This window comes from Xanthomonas sp. NCPPB 3200 (genome assembly GCF_056393585.1).
On the sequence record NZ_CM150785.1, the window covers coordinates 1,587,930 to 1,606,674 of the forward strand.

At 65.5% G+C, this 18,745-nt stretch carries 15 protein-coding genes; 6 read left to right on the forward strand and 9 right to left on the reverse strand.

Going from position 1 to position 18,745, the window contains the following annotated elements; translation table 11 throughout:
- Positions 1 to 175: 175 nt before the first annotated feature.
- The 4 genes from AC06DU_RS06860 to gloA2 all read right to left on the reverse strand — a co-directional run bounded on the left by AC06DU_RS06860 (position 176) and on the right by gloA2 (position 5,760).
- Positions 176 to 625, reverse strand: a complete 450-nt coding sequence (locus tag AC06DU_RS06860; RefSeq protein ID WP_016904108.1) for a DUF2147 domain-containing protein — start codon at positions 623 to 625, stop codon at positions 176 to 178.
- Positions 626 to 730: 105 nt separating this feature from the next.
- A complete protein-coding gene (locus AC06DU_RS06865; RefSeq protein ID WP_478203869.1) occupies positions 731 to 4,321 on the reverse strand; it encodes an ABC transporter permease/M1 family aminopeptidase in 3,591 nt (1,196 codons plus the stop codon).
- A 12-nt stretch (positions 4,322 to 4,333) separates the two neighbouring features.
- Positions 4,334 to 5,227 (reverse strand): ABC transporter ATP-binding protein, encoded by an 894-nt coding sequence (locus AC06DU_RS06870; protein ID WP_478203870.1) that lies wholly within the window; start codon positions 5,225 to 5,227, stop codon positions 4,334 to 4,336.
- Between the two features lie 143 nt (positions 5,228 to 5,370).
- Positions 5,371 to 5,760, reverse strand: coding sequence for an SMU1112c/YaeR family gloxylase I-like metalloprotein (gene gloA2, locus AC06DU_RS06875; protein ID WP_024940636.1), 390 nt, complete (start codon positions 5,758 to 5,760; stop codon positions 5,371 to 5,373).
- Positions 5,761 to 6,065: 305 nt separating this feature from the next.
- Here gloA2 and mmuP point away from each other — a divergent pair, with 305 nt between their 5' ends.
- Positions 6,066 to 7,463, forward strand: a complete 1,398-nt coding sequence (mmuP, locus tag AC06DU_RS06880) for an S-methylmethionine permease (protein WP_478203871.1) — start codon at positions 6,066 to 6,068, stop codon at positions 7,461 to 7,463.
- Entirely contained in the window at positions 7,460 to 8,422 is a 963-nt protein-coding gene (gene mmuM, locus AC06DU_RS06885; RefSeq protein WP_478203873.1) for a homocysteine S-methyltransferase, read from the forward strand. Before mmuP ends, mmuM begins: the two co-directional genes overlap by 4 nt.
- Before the next feature lie 6 nt (positions 8,423 to 8,428).
- On the opposite strand, the gene AC06DU_RS06890 is transcribed toward mmuM, so the two are convergent.
- A complete protein-coding gene (locus tag AC06DU_RS06890) occupies positions 8,429 to 10,369 on the reverse strand; it encodes a DUF885 domain-containing protein (protein ID WP_228911053.1) in 1,941 nt (646 codons plus the stop codon).
- Positions 10,370 to 10,520: 151 nt separating this feature from the next.
- Here AC06DU_RS06890 and AC06DU_RS06895 point away from each other — a divergent pair, with 151 nt between their 5' ends.
- Positions 10,521 to 11,393, forward strand: a complete 873-nt coding sequence (locus AC06DU_RS06895; RefSeq protein WP_228911052.1) for an AraC family transcriptional regulator — start codon at positions 10,521 to 10,523, stop codon at positions 11,391 to 11,393.
- Here AC06DU_RS06895 and AC06DU_RS06900 read toward each other — a convergent pair.
- The 3 genes from AC06DU_RS06900 to AC06DU_RS06910 all read right to left on the reverse strand — a co-directional run bounded on the left by AC06DU_RS06900 (position 11,357) and on the right by AC06DU_RS06910 (position 13,618).
- Positions 11,357 to 11,959, reverse strand: coding sequence for a LysE family translocator (locus tag AC06DU_RS06900; RefSeq protein ID WP_228911051.1), 603 nt, complete (start codon positions 11,957 to 11,959; stop codon positions 11,357 to 11,359). The genes AC06DU_RS06895 and AC06DU_RS06900 overlap by 37 nt on opposite strands.
- 203 nt (positions 11,960 to 12,162) lie before the next feature.
- Positions 12,163 to 12,939, reverse strand: coding sequence for a queuosine precursor transporter (locus tag AC06DU_RS06905; protein WP_024940642.1), 777 nt, complete (start codon positions 12,937 to 12,939; stop codon positions 12,163 to 12,165).
- 4 nt (positions 12,940 to 12,943) lie between these two features.
- Entirely contained in the window at positions 12,944 to 13,618 is a 675-nt protein-coding gene (locus AC06DU_RS06910; protein ID WP_024940643.1) for a DUF502 domain-containing protein, read from the reverse strand.
- A 154-nt stretch (positions 13,619 to 13,772) separates the two neighbouring features.
- Here AC06DU_RS06910 and AC06DU_RS06915 point away from each other — a divergent pair, with 154 nt between their 5' ends.
- Complete coding sequence (locus tag AC06DU_RS06915) at positions 13,773 to 15,149, forward strand: hypothetical protein (RefSeq protein ID WP_054591623.1); 1,377 nt, start codon at positions 13,773 to 13,775, stop codon at positions 15,147 to 15,149.
- A 254-nt stretch (positions 15,150 to 15,403) separates the two neighbouring features.
- Here AC06DU_RS06915 and AC06DU_RS06920 read toward each other — a convergent pair whose 3' ends face one another.
- Complete coding sequence (locus tag AC06DU_RS06920) at positions 15,404 to 16,963, reverse strand: alginate export family protein (protein ID WP_478203874.1); 1,560 nt, start codon at positions 16,961 to 16,963, stop codon at positions 15,404 to 15,406.
- Between the two features lie 367 nt (positions 16,964 to 17,330).
- Between AC06DU_RS06920 and AC06DU_RS06925 the strand changes: the two genes are divergently transcribed.
- Both AC06DU_RS06925 and AC06DU_RS06930 read left to right on the forward strand, forming a co-directional pair.
- On the forward strand, positions 17,331 to 17,693 hold the full coding sequence (locus tag AC06DU_RS06925; protein ID WP_016904272.1) for a PadR family transcriptional regulator: 363 nt from the start codon (positions 17,331 to 17,333) through the stop codon (positions 17,691 to 17,693).
- Positions 17,690 to 18,601 (forward strand): sensor domain-containing protein, encoded by a 912-nt coding sequence (locus tag AC06DU_RS06930; protein ID WP_478203876.1) that lies wholly within the window; start codon positions 17,690 to 17,692, stop codon positions 18,599 to 18,601. Before AC06DU_RS06925 ends, AC06DU_RS06930 begins: the two co-directional genes overlap by 4 nt.
- Positions 18,602 to 18,745: the final 144 nt, after the last annotated feature.

Genomic DNA, 18,745 nt, shown 5'->3' on the forward strand with positions numbered 1-18,745 from the left:
CTGGGAATCGGGAATCGGGATTGGGGAATCGGTCAAAGCAGGGTCATGCGGCCGTGTTGTCAAGGCGCGCCGGTGTTTGGCCACGCATGTAGCGTCAGGATGGAGGCGCACAAAAAAGGCGCCCTCACGGGCGCCTGCTCTTACCGATTCCCCAATCCCGATTCCCGATTCCCGGCTATTCGCGAATCCAGGTCTGGGTCCGGCCCAACGCCTCGATGCCGACATAGCCGCGCATCTGCAGCTTCTTGCCGCCATCGGTCAGGGTGACCTTGGCCTTGTAGGTCTTGCCCTTGGCCGGGTCGAGCACCGAGCCGCCGCTCCACACCGCGGTGCCGTCCGGCTTGAGGCCCCACAGGATGGTCATGCCCTTGATCGGCTTGCCCTTGAGCGCGCCATCGCACTTGTCGCAGGTCGGGTTGGGCCCGTGGTTGGACTGCAGGATGTCGACCACCTTGCCGCTCAGCGTGCCGTTGCCGAGCTGTTCGATCTGCACCACCGACTTGGGCTTGCCGGTCTCGTCGTCGATGGTCTTCCAGCGGCCCACCGGCGAATCGGCGGCCTGGGCCAGCAGCGAGGCGGCGGCCAGCGGCAGGGCCAGCATCAGGGTCTTGAAGGTCTTGCGCATGTGTCCCCTCCCAGGGATTGCTATGGCCGCCGTCGACGGCCTGACCGGAATGTATACCGTGGAGTATGGTGGCGGAAAGGCGCGCTGCGGAATGCGTTCATTCGGCTACTGCAGCGTCACCTGCCTGCGGTTGTCCGCCGGCACGCGGTCGATCAGCTTGTTGTCCGGATCGAAGCCGGCTTCGACCGGCAGGCGGTCCACGGTCATGCTGAAACTGGGCGCGGCGCTGGTGACGTGCTGCCGTTGCAAGGCCAGCACCGGCGCTTGCGCATCCTTGCCGGCCGGAGCGCCGTAGATCGCCACTTCGATCCAGTCGTCCAGCGGCACTGCATGCTCCTTGCCCTTGCCATCGGCCTGCAGCTTGGCCGCCTGCGCTTGCACGGTCACCTCGAAGCGGCCATCGGGGCGCTTGCGTGCCTGCGCGCTGACCACGCGGTTGTCGTAGAAGGTGATCTTCTCGAACAGGTCGGTGATCAGCCCTTGCTGGTCCGGGCGTGCCTCGGCCCGAATGGCCTGCAGCAACTCGGCCGAGGTGGTGTAAGGCGGTTGTTGAAACGCCTTGGCCGCCAGAAAGCGCTGCAATGCGCGATTGAGCGCCTGCTCACCGATGTCCTCGCGCAGCCGATAGAACGCCAGCGAGCCCTTGCGGTAGTGGATGTATTGCTGATCCTCCACCCGATACAGCGGCAACTCCTCGATGGTTTCGCCACCACGGCCTTCCAGGTAGCGATCCAGCTCGTAGCGGAGGAAACGGCGCATATGCGCGCGTCCGTACTCGCGCTCCATCACCATCAACGCCGAATACTGCGCCAGCGATTCGGACAGCAGGGTGGCGCCCTGCACGTTCGCACCGATCACCTGGTGCGCCCACCACTGGTGCGCCACTTCGTGCGCGGTGACATAGAACACGTAGTTGATGTCGTTCTTGTCGCGCAGGTCGGCGATGAAGCCGATCGACTCGGAGTAGGGAATGGTATTGGCGAACGACTGCGCAAACCGCGCGTAGCCGGGGAACTCGATGATGCGCACCTGATGATGCTGATACGGGCTGAAGTTGGCTTCGTAATAGGCCAGCGATTTCTGCACGCTCTCGATCATGCGCTGCACGTTGTACGGATGATTGGGGTCGTAATAGATCTCGATCGGGATGTTCTTGTAACGCGCCTTGCGCACTTCCCAGCGTGCCGACAGGTAGGCATAGAAATTGAGCATGGGGCGATCCATCACATAGCGAAAGCAGCGCCTGCCATTGCGTTGGAATTCCTGTTGCAGATAGCCCGGCGCCAGCGCGATCTGGTCCGGCGCAGTGCAGACGGTGCTGGCAAAAGCGAGCCAGTCGGCATCGTTGCTGACGTAGGTGTTGGCGCGCGCGGCCTGGTCTTCGAGCTTGGGCATGCGGGTGGGTTCGCCCAGGCCGCGCTTGCGGCGCTCGTTGCGGTCGCTGATCTCGGCCTGCGTGTTGTAGCCGAACCAGGGCAGAAGGGTGGTGTTGAAGAAGCTGCCGTTGGCGACCAGTTCGGTTTGCGCCTGCTCGGCGGTGAGGCCGTGCGGGTGCTGGTCCACGCGGAAGCGGAACACGCGCTCCTGCCCGGGTTGCAGCGGTGTCTGCAGGCGGTAGATGCGATAGCCGGCCGGGATATCGTGCGTGGTCAGCGTCTGCCCACCCAGATCCACCTTGACCAGGCTGCGGTCGCCAGTGCGGCCCTGCATGCCGATGTGCACTTCGCTGATCGGTGTGGGGTGGGTGTTGCGCACCGTCCAGGTGGCATCGACCACGACCGACTGGGTTTCCGGATGCAGGTCGACGTGGTTGTTGACGGCGACGATGCGCGGCTGCGGCAGATCCTTGTACTTGCGGTAATCGCGCTCGTAGCGTGCCTGCAGGTCCAGCTGTTGTTCCGGCGACAGGAAGCTGTTGTAGACGTTGGTGTTCCAGTACAGCCAGCCGCCGATCGCCGCGAAGCCGAGCAGGGTGATCGCCAGGGCCGCACCGGTCGGGCTGTGCAGGCGCCGTAACGCCAGCCGCACGCGCTGGTGCAGGCCATGGCCCACGCCGCGCGGCCAGAACGCCGAGGACAGCAGGAGCAGTGCCAGCAGGAACACGCCCCAATAGCCCTGGAACCACAACTGGCCGGGCAGGAAGTGCCCGTAGCCGTTCATGTCCGAATACGGCGCGTTGGGCCAGCCGCCAAAGGTGTAGAGGTTCTGGGTGTAGTCGAGCATCGACAGCACCGATTGCCCGATCAACACCAGCATCAGCAGCGCATAGCCGACGAACTTGTTGTTGCTCAGCACCTGCAGCGCCAGCGCCATGCCGCCCATCAGCACGTACAGCACCGAGCCCAGCGCCAGCGTCTTGAGATACAGCAGCGGCTCGATGCTGGTATAGCCACGGCCCAGCTGCAGCGCGATCGAGGTCAACGCACCGGCGGCCTGGAAGCTGGCGATCACCGCCAGCAAGGCGACGAACTTGCCGAGCAGTGGCACCCAATCGGGGACCGGCATCGCGTCGGTGATGCCGTCGATGCGGTTGCTGCGCTCCTTCCACACCAGCTCGCCGGCATAGAACAGCACCACGATGATCAGCAGAAAGCTGTAGCTGTTCTGCAGCGCCTCCAGCATCAACGAGGTCACCGGCAGCACGGCAGTGCCGTAATAGCGCGCTTTGAACAGCGCGGTCGGAATGAAGTTGGCCAGGCCCAGCATCAGCAGCACCACGAACGGCGCGCTGCGCAGCACGCCCAGCGTGTCGAAGCGGATCTGGCGCAGCAGTTGCCGCCATGCAGTGGCCGCGCCGAAGCGCGGGGTGACCGTCAGGCGTGTCGTGCTGACGCGCGCGCTGGCGGGAGGTGCATCAGCGGGCGTAACCGACGCCACACCACGGCGCCGCCGCGTCCCGCTGCGCTCGGTACGGAACAGCGCGAAGGTGGCGGCAAACAACACACCGCTCATGCCCAGCCACACCGCGCGATTGGCGAGCAGGTAGCCGGTCAGCGGCGGTAGCTGGTGGTTGCGCTGTTCCACCGACCAGTAGCGCAGCGTCTGCGATAGCGCGCGAATGCCGAGCGGGTCGGCCAGCGTGGCAATCCACACATTGTCCAGGTCGGCCATCAGCGCACGGCTCACGCCGTACAGCACGAAGAACACGATCACGCCGATGTAGACCCACAGGATGTTGCGCGTGGTCACCGCCAGCACCGACAGTAGCGCGGTGGTAAACAGCAGGTTGGGCAGCACCAGCACCAGCAGCGACCACAGATAGGGCAGCACCGCGACCGGCCCGAGCCGCGCCTGATCGATCCACGGCATGAACTGCGCGGCGAACATGCCCAGCGCGATCACCACATACATCAGCATGCCGGCGATCAGTGCAGCACCGATGCGGCCGAGCAGGTAGTCGCGCCGCCGTATCGGTGTGGAAAACACCAGCTCGGCAGTGCCCAGGTCAAAGTCGCGCAGCAGGGCATTGCTGACGAACAGGGTGATCACCAGCAGGCCAAGCAGGCTGAAAAGCCCCAGTAGCGTGGCGATCACCGTAGGCGCATTGCGCAGCACGTTGCCGATGCCGCCGCCGATCTGCACCGCATCGCTGGACAGCGCGGCAAACGCCAGCAACGCGTACAGCGCGGCCAGCAGCCACAGCAAGGGCGAGCGCAGTTGTTCGCGCAGCTCGAAGCGCAGGAACGCCATGATCATCGCCGCGCTCCGTCAGGCGGCCAGCGCTTGCTTGCGCAGGCGCTGGAAATAGACATCCTCAAGATCGGGAGCGACCTGTTCGAACCCCGGCTCCGGGCGGTCGGCACTGAACACGTGGATCACCGGGTGGCCGGCAATCAGGCGCGTGGACAGCACGGTGAAGCGCGCCTCGTAATCGGGCAATGCCTGCTTGCTGACCTGTTTGCGCCAGACCTGCTGATGCAGCATGTCGATCGCATCGGCGGGCCGCCCACTCAGCAGCACCTGGCCCTTGTTCATGATGGCCATCGTCGGACACAGGTCGGTGACGTCTTCGACGATATGGGTGGACAGGATCACCACCACGTTTTCGCCGATTTCGGCCAGCAGATTGAGAAAACGATTGCGCTCCTCCGGATCCAGCCCGGCGGTGGGCTCGTCGACGATGACCAGTTGCGGATTGCCCAGCAGCGCCTGCGCAATGCCGAAGCGTTGCCGCATGCCACCGGAATAGGTCCCTAGCTTGCGCTTGCGCGCGTCCCACAGGTTGACCTGCTGCAATAGTCGCTCGACCACCTCCTTGCGTTGGCCGCGATCGGTGAGCCCCTTGAGCACGGCGAAGTGATCGAGCATGTCCAGCGCGCTCACCTTCGGGTGCACCCCGAAATCCTGCGGTAGATAGCCCAGCCGGCGCCGCAATGCGTCCTTGTCGGCGAGTACGTCGATGCTGCTGCCATCGGCGTCGGTCAGGCTGACGCTACCCGAGTCGGGTTCCTGCAGCGTGGCCAGCGTGCGCATCAGCGACGACTTGCCGGCGCCGTTTGGCCCCAGCAAGCCGAACATGCCGCGCGGGATGTCGAGCGTGATGCCTTGCAGCGCATGCACGCCATTTGCGTAGGTCTTGGACAGCGCACGGATCTGCAGCATGGACGGTTCCTGTGTCCTGGGTGGCCTGATCTTCACGGCGTGACCGCAGTGCCGCATGCGCCGAAAGTCACAGAGACGATCGACTACGCCTGCTCGACATGACCGTGCGGCGGATGTGACCGAACCCGCAGGGGATGCTGCGCTCAACCCACTTCGTACAACTCCAGCGGCAGGTCATCCGGGTCGGCGAAGAAGGTGAAGCGGCGGCCGGTGTACTCGTCGATGCGGATGTCTTCGGTGACCACGCCATGCGCAGTGAGATGCGCCACGGCCGCGTCCAGATCCTCGACACGGAAGGCGAGATGGCGCAGGCCGCGTGCTTCCGGGCGGCTGGGACGCAGCGGTGCGGCGGGAAACGAGAACAGCTCGATCTGGCCGCCATCGGGCAGTGCCAGGTCCAGCTTCCAGGAATCGCGCGCCTGCCGGTAATGCTCATCGAGCACGCGCAGGCCCAGGATGTCGCAGTAGAACCGTTTGGACACCGCGTAGTCGCCAGCGATGATCGCCACATGGTGGATGCCGGCAAGCTTCATGCGGCACCTCGCAAGCCCTGCGCGATCGGCTGCGACGCGCCCAGACTGTCGGCGAACGCTGGTGCGTTGCGCGCAGCGGCGGTGTCACGTGGTGCGCGTGCGGGCACCACCGCGCTGGTCGAGCGAGACGTCTTCGCATGCATGGGTGGTTGCAGGGCGTGCGGCATGGCGACCTTCCAGGTGAACAGTACGCAAGCATACCCGCGGGCCGTTGCACGCTGGTGCACCGTCACAGCTTGCCATCGCATGGCTGTGCTCGCCTGGCCGCGCATGGCAGGATGCGTTGCCACCGATCAGACACGCCGATGCCCGAGCCGCCGTCCACCGCCGCACCGCAATTCCAGCGCAGCATGCAGGTGCGCCACCTGGTGATGTTGTCGCTGGGGGGCGTGATCGGCACCGGCCTGTTCTTCAATACCGGCTACATCATCGCCAGCACCGGCGCGCTCGGCACGGTGATCGCCTATCTGATCGGCGCGCTGGTGGTGTATCTGGTGATGCAATGCCTGGGCGAGCTGGCGGTGGCGATGCCGCAGACCGGCGCCTTTCATGTGTATGCCGCGCGTTATCTCGGCCCGGCCACCGGGTACGTGGTGGCGTGGTTGTACTGGCTGACCTGGACGGTGGCGCTGGGCTCGAGCCTGACTGCGGCGGCGTTCTGCATGCAGTACTGGTTCCCGCACACACCGGCATGGCCGTGGTGCCTGCTGTTCTGCGCGCTGATCTTCGGCCTGAACACGGTGTCGGCGCGCTGGTTTGCCGAAGGCGAATTCTGGTTCTCGCTGATCAAGGTGATCACGATCGCGCTGTTCATCGTGCTTGGCGGCGCGGCGGTGATCGGCGTGCTGCCGTTGGCCGATGGGTCGCCGGCCCCCGGATTGCGCCACCTGCGCGCCGACGGCTGGTTTGCACAAGGCACGCTGCCGATCCTGATGACGATGGTGGCGGTGAACTTCGCCTTTTCCGGCACCGAGTTGATCGGCGTGGCCGCTGGCGAAACCGCGCAGCCGGCGCGTGCGATTCCGCTGGCGATCCGCACCACGCTGGTGCGGCTGGTGGTGTTGTTCGTCGGCACCGTGCTGGTGCTGGCCGCGTTGCTGCCGGCCGGGCAGGCGGCCGTGGACACCAGCCCGTTCGTGCGCGCATTCGAGTTGCTGGGCATCCCCTATGCGGCCGATGCGTTGAATGCGGTGATCCTGACGGCGATCCTGTCGGCGGCCAATTCCGGCCTGTATGCGGCCGCGCGCATGCTGTGGTCGCTGGCCAACGAGGGCACGCTGCCGGCGCGGCTCGCTGGCCTGACCCGGCGCGGCATCCCGTTGCCGGCCCTGATACTGAGCATGCTGGGCGGCCTGTTGGCGCTGCTCACCGGTGTCTATGCGGCCGATACCGTGTTCGTGGCGATTTCGGCAGTGTCCGGCTTTGCGGTGGTGGTGGTGTGGCTGAGCATCTGCGCCTCGCACTACCGGTTCCGGCGCCAGTTGCTGCGCGGTGGCATCGCGCCGGAGAGCCTGGCCTATCGCGCACCGTGGTATCCGTGGACGCCGCTGCTGGGCTTTGCACTCTGTCTGCTGGCCTGCATCGGCCTGGCATTCGATCCGCAGCAGCGCATTGCGCTGTGGTGCGGCATCCCGTTCGTGGCGCTGTGCTATGGCGCCTATGCACTCACCCAATGGCTTGCGAGCAGGAGGCAACCCGCATGACGATTCTTCCGCGCCAGCCGCGTGCCGGTGCGCCTTTCAGCCAGGCGCTGCAGCAGCACGGCTACGTGCTGCTGGATGGCGCGCTCGCCACCGAACTGGAGCAGCGCGGCTGCGATCTCAACGATGCGCTGTGGTCGGCGCCCGTGCTGATGGAGCAGCCGGAGCTGATCTATCAGGTGCATCGCGACTATTTCGCTGCCGGCGCGCAGTGCGCCATCACCGCCAGCTACCAGGCCACGCCGCTGGGCTTTGCCGCGCGCGGGCTGGACCTGGCGCAATCGCAGGCGCTGATCGCACGCAGCGTGGCCCTGGCCGCACAGGCGCGTGCCGATCATCTGCAGGCGCAACCGCAGGACGCGCCGTTATGGGTGGCCGGGTCGGTCGGGCCGTATGGCGCCTACCTGGCCGATGGCTCGGAATACCGCGGCGATTACGCCCTGCCGCTGGCGCAACTGATGGACTTCCATCGCCCGCGCATCGCCGCGTTGGCCGAGGCGGGGGTGGATGTGCTGGCTTGCGAGACGCTGCCGTCGGCCAACGAGATCGTCGCGCTGCGCCTGCTGCTGGAGGAGTTCCCGCAGCTGCACGCGTGGTTCTCGTTCACCCTGCGCGATGCGGCACATTTGAGCGATGGCACCGCGCTGGCGCAGGTCGTACCCGCGCTGGATGCGTGTGCGCAGGTGATCGCGGTGGGCATCAACTGCATTGCGCTGGAGCAGGTCACCGCCGCGTTGCAGACATTGTCCGCGCTGACGGCGCTGCCGCTGGTGGTGTACCCCAATTCCGGCGAGCACTACGATGCCGGCGCAAAACAGTGGCATGCCGGCAGCGCGACCGCCTGCACCCTGGCCGACCAGCATACGCAGTGGCTGGCGGCCGGTGCGCGGCTGATCGGCGGTTGCTGCCGCACCACACCGCGCGACATCGCCGCGCTGGCGCGTGCGCGGGTGGCGGGCTGAGCTGCCTCAGCCCTTCTGCGTGGCGATCCAGCGCTGGATCTTGTCCTGCAGGATATCCAGCGGCACCGAGCCGTCCTTGAGCACTTCGGTGTGGAAGGCGCGCACATCGAAGCGCGGGCCCAGTTCGCGTTGCGCCTGCTCGCGCAACTGCGCGATCTTCATCTCGCCGACCTTGTAGGACAGCGCCTGGCCGGGGATGGCCATGTAGCGGTCCACCTCGGCCTCGGCATCGGTCCGGGTCATGGCCGAGTTGTTGAGCATGTAGTCGATCGCCTGGGTGCGGGTCCAGCCCTTGCTGTGCAGGCCGGTGTCGGTGACCAGGCGAATCGCACGCCACAACGCATTCTGCAGGTAGCCGTAGTAGTTGTACGGGTCCTGATACAGGCCCAGTTCGCGGCCCAGCGATTCGGCATACAGCCCCCAGCCCTCGATATAGGCGGTCTCGCCGCCCAGGCGGCGGAACTTGGGCAGGTCGGTCAGCTGCTGCTGCAGCCCGAGCTGGAAATGATGGCCGGGGATGGCCTCGTGCAGATACAGGCTCTCGGTCTCCCAGGTCCGGCGCGTGTCCAGGTCGGAGGTGTTGACGTAGAACACGCCCGGTGTGCTGCCGTCGCCGCTGGGACGCATGTACGAGCCGCTGGCGGCCGACTGCGCACGCTGCGGTTCCACCACGCGCACTTCCAGCGCCGGCATGCCCTGCACATTGAACAGGCGCGGCACCGCAGCCTGTACGCGTCCCTGCAGGCCGCGGTAATAGCCCAGCAGTTCGGTCTCGCTGCGGAAGGCAAAGCGCCTGTCGGTCTGCATGAACTTGTAGAACTTGGGCAGGTTGCCGCGGAACCTGACCTGCTTGGCCAGCGTGGCGATCTCTGCCTGCAGGCGCGCGACCTCGTCCAGCCCGATCTGATGGATCTGCTCCGGGGTCAGCTCGGAGGTGGTGCTCTGGCGCACATCGTAGGCGTACCAGGCCGCGCCATTGGGCAGCGCGGTCAGGCCGTCGGTGTCGCGGCAGGCCGGCAGGTACTCGGTGGCGATGAAGCCGCGCAGTGCCCGGTACGCCGGCATGATCCGCACTTCGATCAGCCGCTTGTACTCGGCGGTGATGCGCTGCTTGTCGGCCTCGGGCATGTCTGCCGGCAGGTTGCGCACCGGACCCCAGAACAGGCTGTCTTCGGCATTGCGCGCGATGATCGCGTCCAGCTGCGGCAGCACCTTCTGCATCAATACCTTCGGCTGCACCACGCCGGCCTGCATGCCCGCCCGCATGTTGGTGATGGCCTGGTCGAACAGCTCCGGGATGCCCACCGCGCGCCGCGACCAGTTGTCATAGTCCTTGACCGTCTTGAACGGCTGCGCGCCGGTGCCCGAGCCCAGCACCACCGCGATGCTGGCGATGTTGTAGAACTGATTGATCGGCAGCATCCAGCTGGGGAACTGCTCGGCCGCCAGTGCGCTGCGCGCATCGCGCACGAAGATCTGGTAGCTCAGCAGGTCCTGCCCGCTCAGCCCGTCCGGCCCCAGCGCCTCGGCCTTGCCCAGCCACAGCACGGTGAAGTCGTGCGACTGCTGCCGGAACGCCGGCGACAGGAAGTTGGGCAACTGGTCGTTGTAGCGGGTCTCGCCCTGGAAGGTGGCCTGCAGCGGGTTGAGCTTGAGCGAGGCATCCCAGTACTGGTCGTAGAGCAAATTGAGCTGCTGCGCCTTGGTCAGCACCACCGGTGCGGCCACGGCACGCGGCCTGGGCTTGGCGGCCTTGCCACCCTTGGCGGCCTTGGTGGTCTTGGCCGCCGGCTTGGCGGTCTTCTTGCCCTTGCTCGCCTTGGCGCGGGTTTGCGTGGTCTGTGCCTTGCCGGTTTTCTTCTTGGCCGCGTCGGCGGGCGCTGCCACTGACAGGCTCAGCACGGCGGCCAGGGCCAGGGACAGCAGGCGGGAAAAGCTGAGGGGCATTACCGGCTCCGGGAACAAGCGAGCGGGGAGCTTGCCCGATCCGCACCGTTCCGGCCACCCATCCTGCACACGGGGGGCGCCTGGAATTCATGAAGCCCGCTGCGCACGCCTGCAGCACGCAGGCATGTTGCAGTGCGATAGGCTTGCGCACATGCCAAGGGATGAATCGACATGCGGGACGCAGCTGCCCGTGCAGGGCGGGCAGGGCTTCTGGCGCGATCCGGCGTTGCCCTTCGTCGAACTGCGCCAGGTGATCAACAGCCGCAGCCTGTGTTATGCCGCGCATACGCATGAGCAATGGTCGGTGGGCGCGATTGATCGCGGGCTGGCGCGCTATCGCAATGGACGCATGCAAGCGCAGGTGGGCGCGCGCGCGCTGACCCTGATCAACCCTGGCGATGTGCATGCCTGCAATCCGGATCAGCAGCAGGACTGGTCGTTCCGCATGCTGTATCTGGACGTGGCGTGGCTGCGCGAACAACAACGCGCACTCGGCCTGGCCGCCAATGCGGATGTGCACATGCTGGCAGCGCCGCTGTGCCAGACCCCGGCTGCCTATGCCGCGTTCGAGCGCATGCATGCCGTGTTGACCGATGGCAACGCCGATGCGCTGGCACGCGAGAGTGCGTTGATCGCGTTCGTGGCGCGGCTGTATCTGCATGTGGAGCCGATCAGTCGTGCGCTTGCGGTCGATACCGGGCCGATGCAGCGGGTGGCCGAGTATCTGCAGACCCATCATGCGCGTGCGGTCTCGCTACGCGAGCTGTGCACGCTGGCCGGGATGCCAGCGCCGCGCTTGATTCGCGGCTTTCGTCAGGCGCACGGGCTGACCCCGCATGCGTATCTGCTGGATTGCCGTTTCCAGCGTGCGCGCGAGGCCTTGCGGCGCGGCGGTGACATTGCCGAGGTCGCCTACGCGCATGGCTACGCCGACCAGGCGCATCTGCAGCGCAGCTTCAAACGTGCCTGGGCGGTGACGCCAGGGCGTTACCGCAATGCCGTGCCCCATTCCAGCAACAGATAGACCGCGCTCAGCACCAGCAGCGCCGCCAGCACCCGGTTCAACCGCCGCAGCTGCCTTGGTACCTGCACATGCCGCCGCAGCACGGCGCCGGCCAGCAACCAGCACCCCAGCGAGGGATAGCAGATCAGCGCATACAACGCCGCAAAACCCGCCAGCTGCGTGGTGCCTGCCGTCGCATACAGGGCAACGCCGGAGGTCGCCGCCAGCCAGGCCTTGGGGTTGAGCCATTGCATCGCCGCACCGGTCCAGAACGAGGCTGCCTGGCGCGTCCCGTCGGTCTGGATGACGCCATCGTCGCGCAGCAGGCGCCAGGCCATGTAGAGCAGAAACGCCACCCCGGCCAGATGCAATGCACGGCCGAGCAGCGGCCAGCGCAGCAGCACCTGCTGCAGTCCCATGCCCACCAGCAACAGCAGCGCGACGAAGCCGACGGTGGCGCCGATCACATGGCCGTGCCCGGCACGCGCGCCGGCGCTGGCGCCGGTGCTCAGCGCGACCAGGTTGACCGGCCCGGGCGAAATCGAGCACACCAGCGCGAAGCTGGCCATTGCGACAAGATGGTCCATGGCGCGGAATCCATAGCGGGGCGCAACAGCATGGCCAGCGAGCGCGGCGACGGATTGAACAAAATTTCGATGGGCTGTCGCTGCGGGCGTTGCATGATCGGCAAACGCAGCCAGCGGTCGTCAGGCAGCGACACGTATGACCGATGAGGCCGGGTGCAAGCCACGGGCGCTGGCCGTCGCCTGGCAGTGCTGCGGTCGGCAGGTCAGCCGGCGGCGGCTTCTTCGCGCAGTTGCTCGGCGCGCTCGGCGCCCAGGTATGCGCCGATGGCGCGGCGCGCCAGATACAGCAGCGGGATCAGCGCGATCGCAAAGCCCATCTTGTACACGTAGTTGAGCGTGCTCACCGCCAGAAACTGGTCGGTGGACCAATGCTGCGGGCCGAGCACGAAGGCGATGTAGATCACCACGAAGCTGTCCACCAACTGCGACACCGCCGTGGAGCCGGTGGCGCGCAGCCACACGTGCTTTTCGCCGGTGGCGCGGCGGATGCGATGGAACACCGACACATCGATCAACTGGCCGAACAGGAAGGCCACCAGCGAGCCGCCGATCGTCCACAGCCCCTGGCCGAACACCGCTGCAAAGGCGGCCTGGTAGTCGGGCACGCCCTGGCTCTGCGCCGCCGTGACCCACCAAGCCGCCGGCGCCAGTGCGATGGCGGCGAACGCGAACACGAAGCCGTAGCCGATCAGCGCCACCGCCACCCACGAGATGAAACGCACCCCGCGGCTGCCGAAGAACTCGTTGATGGTGTCGGTCATGATGAACACCACCGGCCACAGCAAGGTGCCGGCGGTGAAGCTGAGCGAGCCGGTCTGGCCGAACAGGTTCCAGTTCAACGGCGCGATGCCGAGGGTGTCTTCCAGCGCGAAGATCTTGACCCCGATGAACTCGGCCAATGCCGCGTTGACGCAGAAGAACGCGGCCAGCGCAATGAACAGGCGAACCGCACGATCGTCGAGGGTGCGCACCTGTGTCATGGCTTTAGCGATCCGCGGTACGGGTAAAGGGAACCGATTCGGGCGCCACTGCGCCGCCGGAGATGATGAAGCTCATCGCCTGGTCCACGCTCCAGTCGGTGGGCGTGAGCAGCTCCACCGGCACGATCTCCAGATAGCCGGAGGTCGGGTTGGGCGTGGTCGGCACGTACACCGCCGCCAGCTCGCGGCCGGTGCCCTGTTCCTTGATCACCCGCGTGACCAGACCGACCGACTTCATGTCCCGGTGCGGGAAGTCGATCAGCACGACGCGCTGGGTGCTGCCGGGCTGGGTCTGCAGGATGTCAAGCAATTTGCGCGCGCTGTCGTACACCACGCTGGCCAGCGGGATGCGCCGCATGATCGCCTCGAACCAGCGCAGCAGGCGCTGGCCGATCACCCGCCGGCTCAGGATGCCGACAAACAGGATCGCGCCCACGGTGGCGATCAGCGCGATGGTGTTCTGCACCCACAGTGCCTTGATCCAGCCCAGATAGTCGGGGAACGAGGCAGCGATGCGTTCGGACAACGGCACCACCCATGGGCTGCTGATGCCCGACAACAGCGAGAACACGAACTTCACCACCACCCAGGTCAGCCAGACCGGTAGCAGGGTGAGCAAACCGGTCAGAAAGACGCGTTGCAGGGAAGGGCGGGTCGGCGGAGTGGGGGATTCGGACATACGCGCATTGTAGGCATTCGGCCGCGTCCGGTGCAGGCGCGCGGCGCGCCTTGTTCGCCGGGGAGACGGCAAGTGCGCATCGGCGTATGCCACTCGCGGCTCTGTCCGGACCGCTCTAAGATGGCACAGCTCATCCACGGACGGTTGCCCCCGCATGCTCGCCAAATTCCTCAAGTCGGCCCTACTGGGGCTATGCATCCTGATTGCCCTGCTGGTGGCCCTGTACGCGATCTCCGCGCGCTGGCCGATTCCTGACGCGCAGCGCCAGGCGTTGGCGCAACTGCGTCAACCGCAGCCGCCGCTGCGTGGGCCCAATATGTTCGCCGCGCTATGGTCGTTGGGGTACGCGGTACCCGATGCGCAGCGGAATGCGCTGGTTGCGCAGGATGTGCAGCGGTTCGCGCGCTTGCCGGCAGGCATGCAGCTGCAGAGTGCGGCCACGCGCTATCCGCGCCACCCGGATTGGCCGGCCACAGCCCCGGCGCCATGCGCGCGCCATGCCGGCTGCCTGGACCGCGTGCGTCAGCAGCCGCAAGCCTATGCCGATGCGCTGGCTACCCAGATACCGTTGTTGTTCAAGCTGCGCGATCTGGCCGGTTACGCCGATTACCGAAGCCCGTTCCCGCCTTCTGCCACTGCGCCGTTGCCGCCACTGCCTCGGTTCAATGTGTCGATGACCAGCAACGCGCTGGACTTTGTGCAAGGGCGCACCACACAGGCGTTGGCGGGTGTCTGCACCGATGCGCAGGTTGCACGCGTACTGCTGCGCAGCGGCGACAATCTGCTCATGCCGATGCTTGGCGCGGCGATGCTGCGCACCAATGCGCACCTGCTTGCCGACATGCTGTCCGAGCTGCCGGCGCAGCATCCGTTGCCTGCGCACTGCCTGGCCGCATTTGCGCCGCTTGCGGTCGATGAGATCTCGCTGTGCGACGCATTGCACGGCGAATCAAGGATGGCGCTTTCGATATTTCAGGAAGCCAGCCACAACGGCCAGGCAACCGATCTGTCCTGGGACGATCGATTGTCGCTGCATCTACTCGACCAGGAACGCACTCATGCGCTGATGGCTCCGACCTATACCTGGGCATGCAGCGCGCCGGTACGGGCCGTGCTGGCGCAGGATCAAGCGGTGCCGCAGGCACTGATTCCAGTGCCTGACACCATCTCGATGGGTTGCTTTGCCAATGCAGTGGGGTGTCTGTTGGCGGGTCTGGCACGCCCTGACTATGCAAATTACCAGCACAAGCGGCAAGACACTGCCGCTGCACTGCGCGCGTTATCGGCCGTGCTGTGGTTACGCGATCACCCTGGTGATGCGCAGACACTCGAGCAGCGCCTTGCCGGCTTGCCGCCAGCGCTGCGCGGGCAAGCGCGACCACTGCAGCCCGCTGCGGACGGCCTGAGCATGCAGCTGCGTCAATACGCCAGGCCTGAAGACGGTGTCGTGGAAGATCTGTGGCCGCTCGCAGGCAGCCGGATGGCGCATCAGCCCGGGGCGGCAGTGGCCCCGAAGAACCAGGCGCCCTAAGCATTGAAGGCCAGCGGACGGGTGGGGCGGATGCATGCGATCCATCTCAGCCCCGCTTTGGGTTGCCGCTACATCTGCTGGCGGAGCATCGTCTTGCGTGCTGCGTAGGAAGGCCTATACACCAAGTTGGCAGTGCCGCCATCTGTGATAGCGAAAGCGTGCAGCGTTGCGATCAACATCAGCTTTCTTCCGCCTGCTCGCATGGACGCGCAAGAGCGCGCTGCGCAACGCAACGCGCCGCTCGTAGCGCGGGCTTAGAACCGGAAATTCAACCAGCCCATCACGAAGGTCGAATCGCCGTAACCGGCCTTTTCGAGCGCGGGCCCGGCCATCAGGTGTTCGGCGCGGAAGGTCACCGACCAGTTCGGGTCGATGTTCCAGGTGGCGTTGATGCGCGGCATGGTGCCGATGCGGCGCTCGCCGGTGCTCTGCGTGCGGGCGTAGGCGCGTGCCTGGTTGTTGTAGATCGCATCGCTGGTGGTCTGCCGCCACAGGGTTTCCCATTCCAGGTTCACGGTGATCTTGGAAGTGGGCGAGAAGGTGAACGTGGGCGCGGCGGTGACCAGGTTGACCGGGCCGAAGAACGTGGCCCAGCTGAAGTAGATCGTATTGCCGTACAGGAAGTTGTTGTTGCGCAGCGTGCCGGTGCCGGAGGTGCCACCGCCGCCGGAAGCGATTTCGCTATGGAAGCCCAGCCGCGGTTTCCAGCCCGATTCGCTCAGCGTCCAGGCATTGGAGGTGCTGGCCATGTAGGCACGCAGATCGCGCCCGCCGTAGCTGCCGCGCTGCACGGTCACGAACGAGTCGGTGCGCAGCTTGCCCACATTGCCCAACAGGCGCAGGCCGTAATAGTTGCGGTTTTCTTCGGCGGTCTGCCGGCCCCAGACCTGATTGTCGTTGCGGAACTGGTAGAAGAACGGCTCCAGGTACATCGGCTTGGCGGTCGGCATGCGATAGCCGCCGACCACGCCGCGGAAGTGCCGCGAGCGGTCGATGCGATCGTCGCCCAGGCCTTCGGTGCCATCGAGGTTGAAGTTGAAATCGAACAGGTCCACGCGGGTCTTTTCGCCGATCGCCCAGGCGCGCACACCGTTGAAGGTCACGAAAATATCGGTGTTGTCGCGCAATGCCATCAGCGTGGTGGGGCCATCGACAAACACCTGACGACCGACTCGCAGGCCGAGGTCGGCATCTTTGACGCGTCCTTTCACATCGAAGAACACCTGCTGCAGGATCGCGTTGTTTTCCTGCGTGCCGGTCTTGGTACCTTCGTTGCGTCCATCCAGGCTGCCGTGCGCCAGTTCCGTATACAGACGGAAATGCTCGCCGACATGGAAGTCGGCGCCGAAGAACGCGCGCAACAGATACTGCTGCTGCGAATGGCTGCCGGGAATCAAACCGGGATTGGTGATGGTGTTGCTGCGCACGCGCAATTCATTGCTGAGCGAGACATACACATCGCCCGAGTCATTGAACGGAATGTACTTGAGCGGATCGAACGGACTCTTGCGCTTGGACGGATCCTTCAGATACGACCAGTCTTCGGCCCAACGCACCTGCCACATGTTGCCGCCCTGCTTGGCGCCCCAACCCTGCGCTTCCAGCGGATAACCCTTCGCGGCAGCGGGCGCTGCCGGAGCGGCGGGCGCAGCCTTTGCAGGCTCCGGCTGGGTCTGCTCGGCGTTGACCGGCGCGGTCTGCGCCTGCGCAAACCCCAGTCCCGGCAGTGACAACCCGATCGCCAAGCACAGGCGCCGGGTGGCACCAAAGGAAGTTTCAGCCATGGCCGGCTGTGCCAAGCGTGCTAGTCGCATCGTGTCGCCCTATCGAAAAAGTGAGTCGTCTGAGCGAGTGGTATCGGCTCAGTGGGCACTGACTGTAGTGGAGCGCTGCCGCAAAGGGAGTAACCCAATGGTTCTAAGCACATGAGCGCGTTGATGAAGCCGGGAATGGGGAATCGGGAATGGGGAATCGGTAGAGCACGCTTCGTCGGCAGCGCACGACTCTCAAAAAATAATTCGGTACACCGGCAATAAAGCCATCGGGAACACATAAGCGACTCGGGCGAAGGGACGTGCTTTTCCGATTCCCCACTCCCGATTCTCAATTCTCATGACTACCGGCACATCCACTATACCCAACTTCGCAATAGCATTGCCTTCGACCTAGCGGAGATGGCCGATGAGCGAACCCGATGCCTACCTGCGGAAATTTCAGAAAGAGCTGAGTGCCGGCACGGTGTCGCTGGCCTTGCTGGCGGTGCTGGCGCAGGCCGAGGAGCCGCTGTACGGCTATCTGATCGCCAAGCGCATGGAGCGGCTGGACGGCGTGCTGAGCGGCAAGCAGAGCGCGTTGTATCCAGTGCTGCGCAATCTGGAGGGGGCAGGGTTGCTGCAAAGCCATGTCGAGCCGTCGGCGTCCGGCCCACCGCGGCGCTATTACCGCATCACCCAAACCGGGCGTGATTGCCTGCGCGACTGGACCGCCGCCTGGCGCGCCACCCGCGATTCCGTTGACTCAGTGCTGGAGGGGACCCACTCATGACGACCGTCGCGCAGGCACGCCCGTTGCCGACCACCATTCCCGATTACCTGGCGCAATTGCGCCAGGCCCTGGCCGGCGCGGACCCGGCGATGATCCAGGACGCGCTCTACGACGCCGAAGAGTACTTACGCGCCGAACTGGCCGAGCAGGCCGGCAAGAGCGAAGCGGAGGTGATCGCCGGCGTGGCAGGCAGCTATGGTGCACCGGATGAAGTGGCCGAGATCTATCGCGAAACCGAAGTGACAGTGACACGTGCACTGCGCCCGCCGCTGCCGCGCAGACGCAGCACATGGTTCGGCAGGTTCTTCGGCGTGGCTGCCGATCCACGCAGCTACGGCGCGCTGTTCTACATGTTGTTGTCGTTGGTCACCGGCGTGTTCTATTTCACCTGGGTGATCACCGGTGCGAGTCTGTCGGCCGGTTTGATGATCCTGATCATCGGCGTGCCGTTGCTGGTGCTGTTCTTCGGATCGGTGCGGGTGCTGTCGCTGGTGGAAGGCCGCGTGGTGGAGACGCTGCTGGGCGTGCGCATGCCGCGTCGTCCCGCCCATCCGGGGCCGCAAGGTGGCTGGCTGCAACGCATCGGCGCGATGTTCACCGATGCGCGTACCTGGAGCACGATGCTGTACTTCCTGCTGATGCTGCCGCTGGGCATCGTCTACTTCAGCGTGTTCACCACCTTGTTGTCGTTGGCGCTGGGCCTGGCCGCTTCACCGCTGGTGCTGCTGTTCGACAACACGGCGGTGCTGACCTGGGATGGTGTGGATGTCACCAGCGCTTGGCTGACGCTGCCGTTGTTCGTCGTGGGCGTGCTGCTGCTGTTCGTCACGCTGCATCTGGCACGCGCCTTCGGCAAGCTGCACGGCATGTTCGCCAAGCACCTGCTGGTCAAGAGCGGTGAAGGCTGAGTGCAGCGTGTGGTTGCGGGTTGTATGGCACGCGGCTGCGATCGCTGCAGTGTTACGTAGTCTGCAGTGCAAGGCCTGACAGACGCGACGATATGAAGTTCGTTTGTCGCGTGGGTGATTGGGTAGTTCGGATGGAGCAGTTGC

What these genes read in the sequence shown, in the direction of transcription:
- mmuM (WP_478203873.1), top strand. Translation starts at nt 7,460, where the DNA reads ATGACGATTCTTCCGCGCCAGCCGCGTGCCGGTGCGCCTTTCAGCCAG.
- AC06DU_RS06925 (WP_016904272.1), top strand. Translation starts at nt 17,331, where the DNA reads ATGAGCGAACCCGATGCCTACCTGCGGAAATTTCAGAAAGAGCTGAGT.
- AC06DU_RS06930 (WP_478203876.1), top strand. Translation starts at nt 17,690, where the DNA reads ATGACGACCGTCGCGCAGGCACGCCCGTTGCCGACCACCATTCCCGAT.
- AC06DU_RS06920 (WP_478203874.1), bottom strand. Translation starts at nt 16,963, where the DNA reads ATGCGACTAGCACGCTTGGCACAGCCGGCCATGGCTGAAACTTCCTTT.
- AC06DU_RS06865 (WP_478203869.1), bottom strand. Translation starts at nt 4,321, where the DNA reads ATGATCATGGCGTTCCTGCGCTTCGAGCTGCGCGAACAACTGCGCTCG.
- AC06DU_RS06895 (WP_228911052.1), top strand. Translation starts at nt 10,521, where the DNA reads ATGCCAAGGGATGAATCGACATGCGGGACGCAGCTGCCCGTGCAGGGC.
- AC06DU_RS06890 (WP_228911053.1), bottom strand. Translation starts at nt 10,369, where the DNA reads ATGCCCCTCAGCTTTTCCCGCCTGCTGTCCCTGGCCCTGGCCGCCGTG.
- mmuP (WP_478203871.1), top strand. Translation starts at nt 6,066, where the DNA reads ATGCCCGAGCCGCCGTCCACCGCCGCACCGCAATTCCAGCGCAGCATG.
- AC06DU_RS06870 (WP_478203870.1), bottom strand. Translation starts at nt 5,227, where the DNA reads ATGCTGCAGATCCGTGCGCTGTCCAAGACCTACGCAAATGGCGTGCAT.
- AC06DU_RS06860 (WP_016904108.1), bottom strand. Translation starts at nt 625, where the DNA reads ATGCGCAAGACCTTCAAGACCCTGATGCTGGCCCTGCCGCTGGCCGCC.
- AC06DU_RS06905 (WP_024940642.1), bottom strand. Translation starts at nt 12,939, where the DNA reads ATGACACAGGTGCGCACCCTCGACGATCGTGCGGTTCGCCTGTTCATT.
- AC06DU_RS06910 (WP_024940643.1), bottom strand. Translation starts at nt 13,618, where the DNA reads ATGTCCGAATCCCCCACTCCGCCGACCCGCCCTTCCCTGCAACGCGTC.
- AC06DU_RS06915 (WP_054591623.1), top strand. Translation starts at nt 13,773, where the DNA reads ATGCTCGCCAAATTCCTCAAGTCGGCCCTACTGGGGCTATGCATCCTG.
- AC06DU_RS06900 (WP_228911051.1), bottom strand. Translation starts at nt 11,959, where the DNA reads ATGGACCATCTTGTCGCAATGGCCAGCTTCGCGCTGGTGTGCTCGATT.
- gloA2 (WP_024940636.1), bottom strand. Translation starts at nt 5,760, where the DNA reads ATGAAGCTTGCCGGCATCCACCATGTGGCGATCATCGCTGGCGACTAC.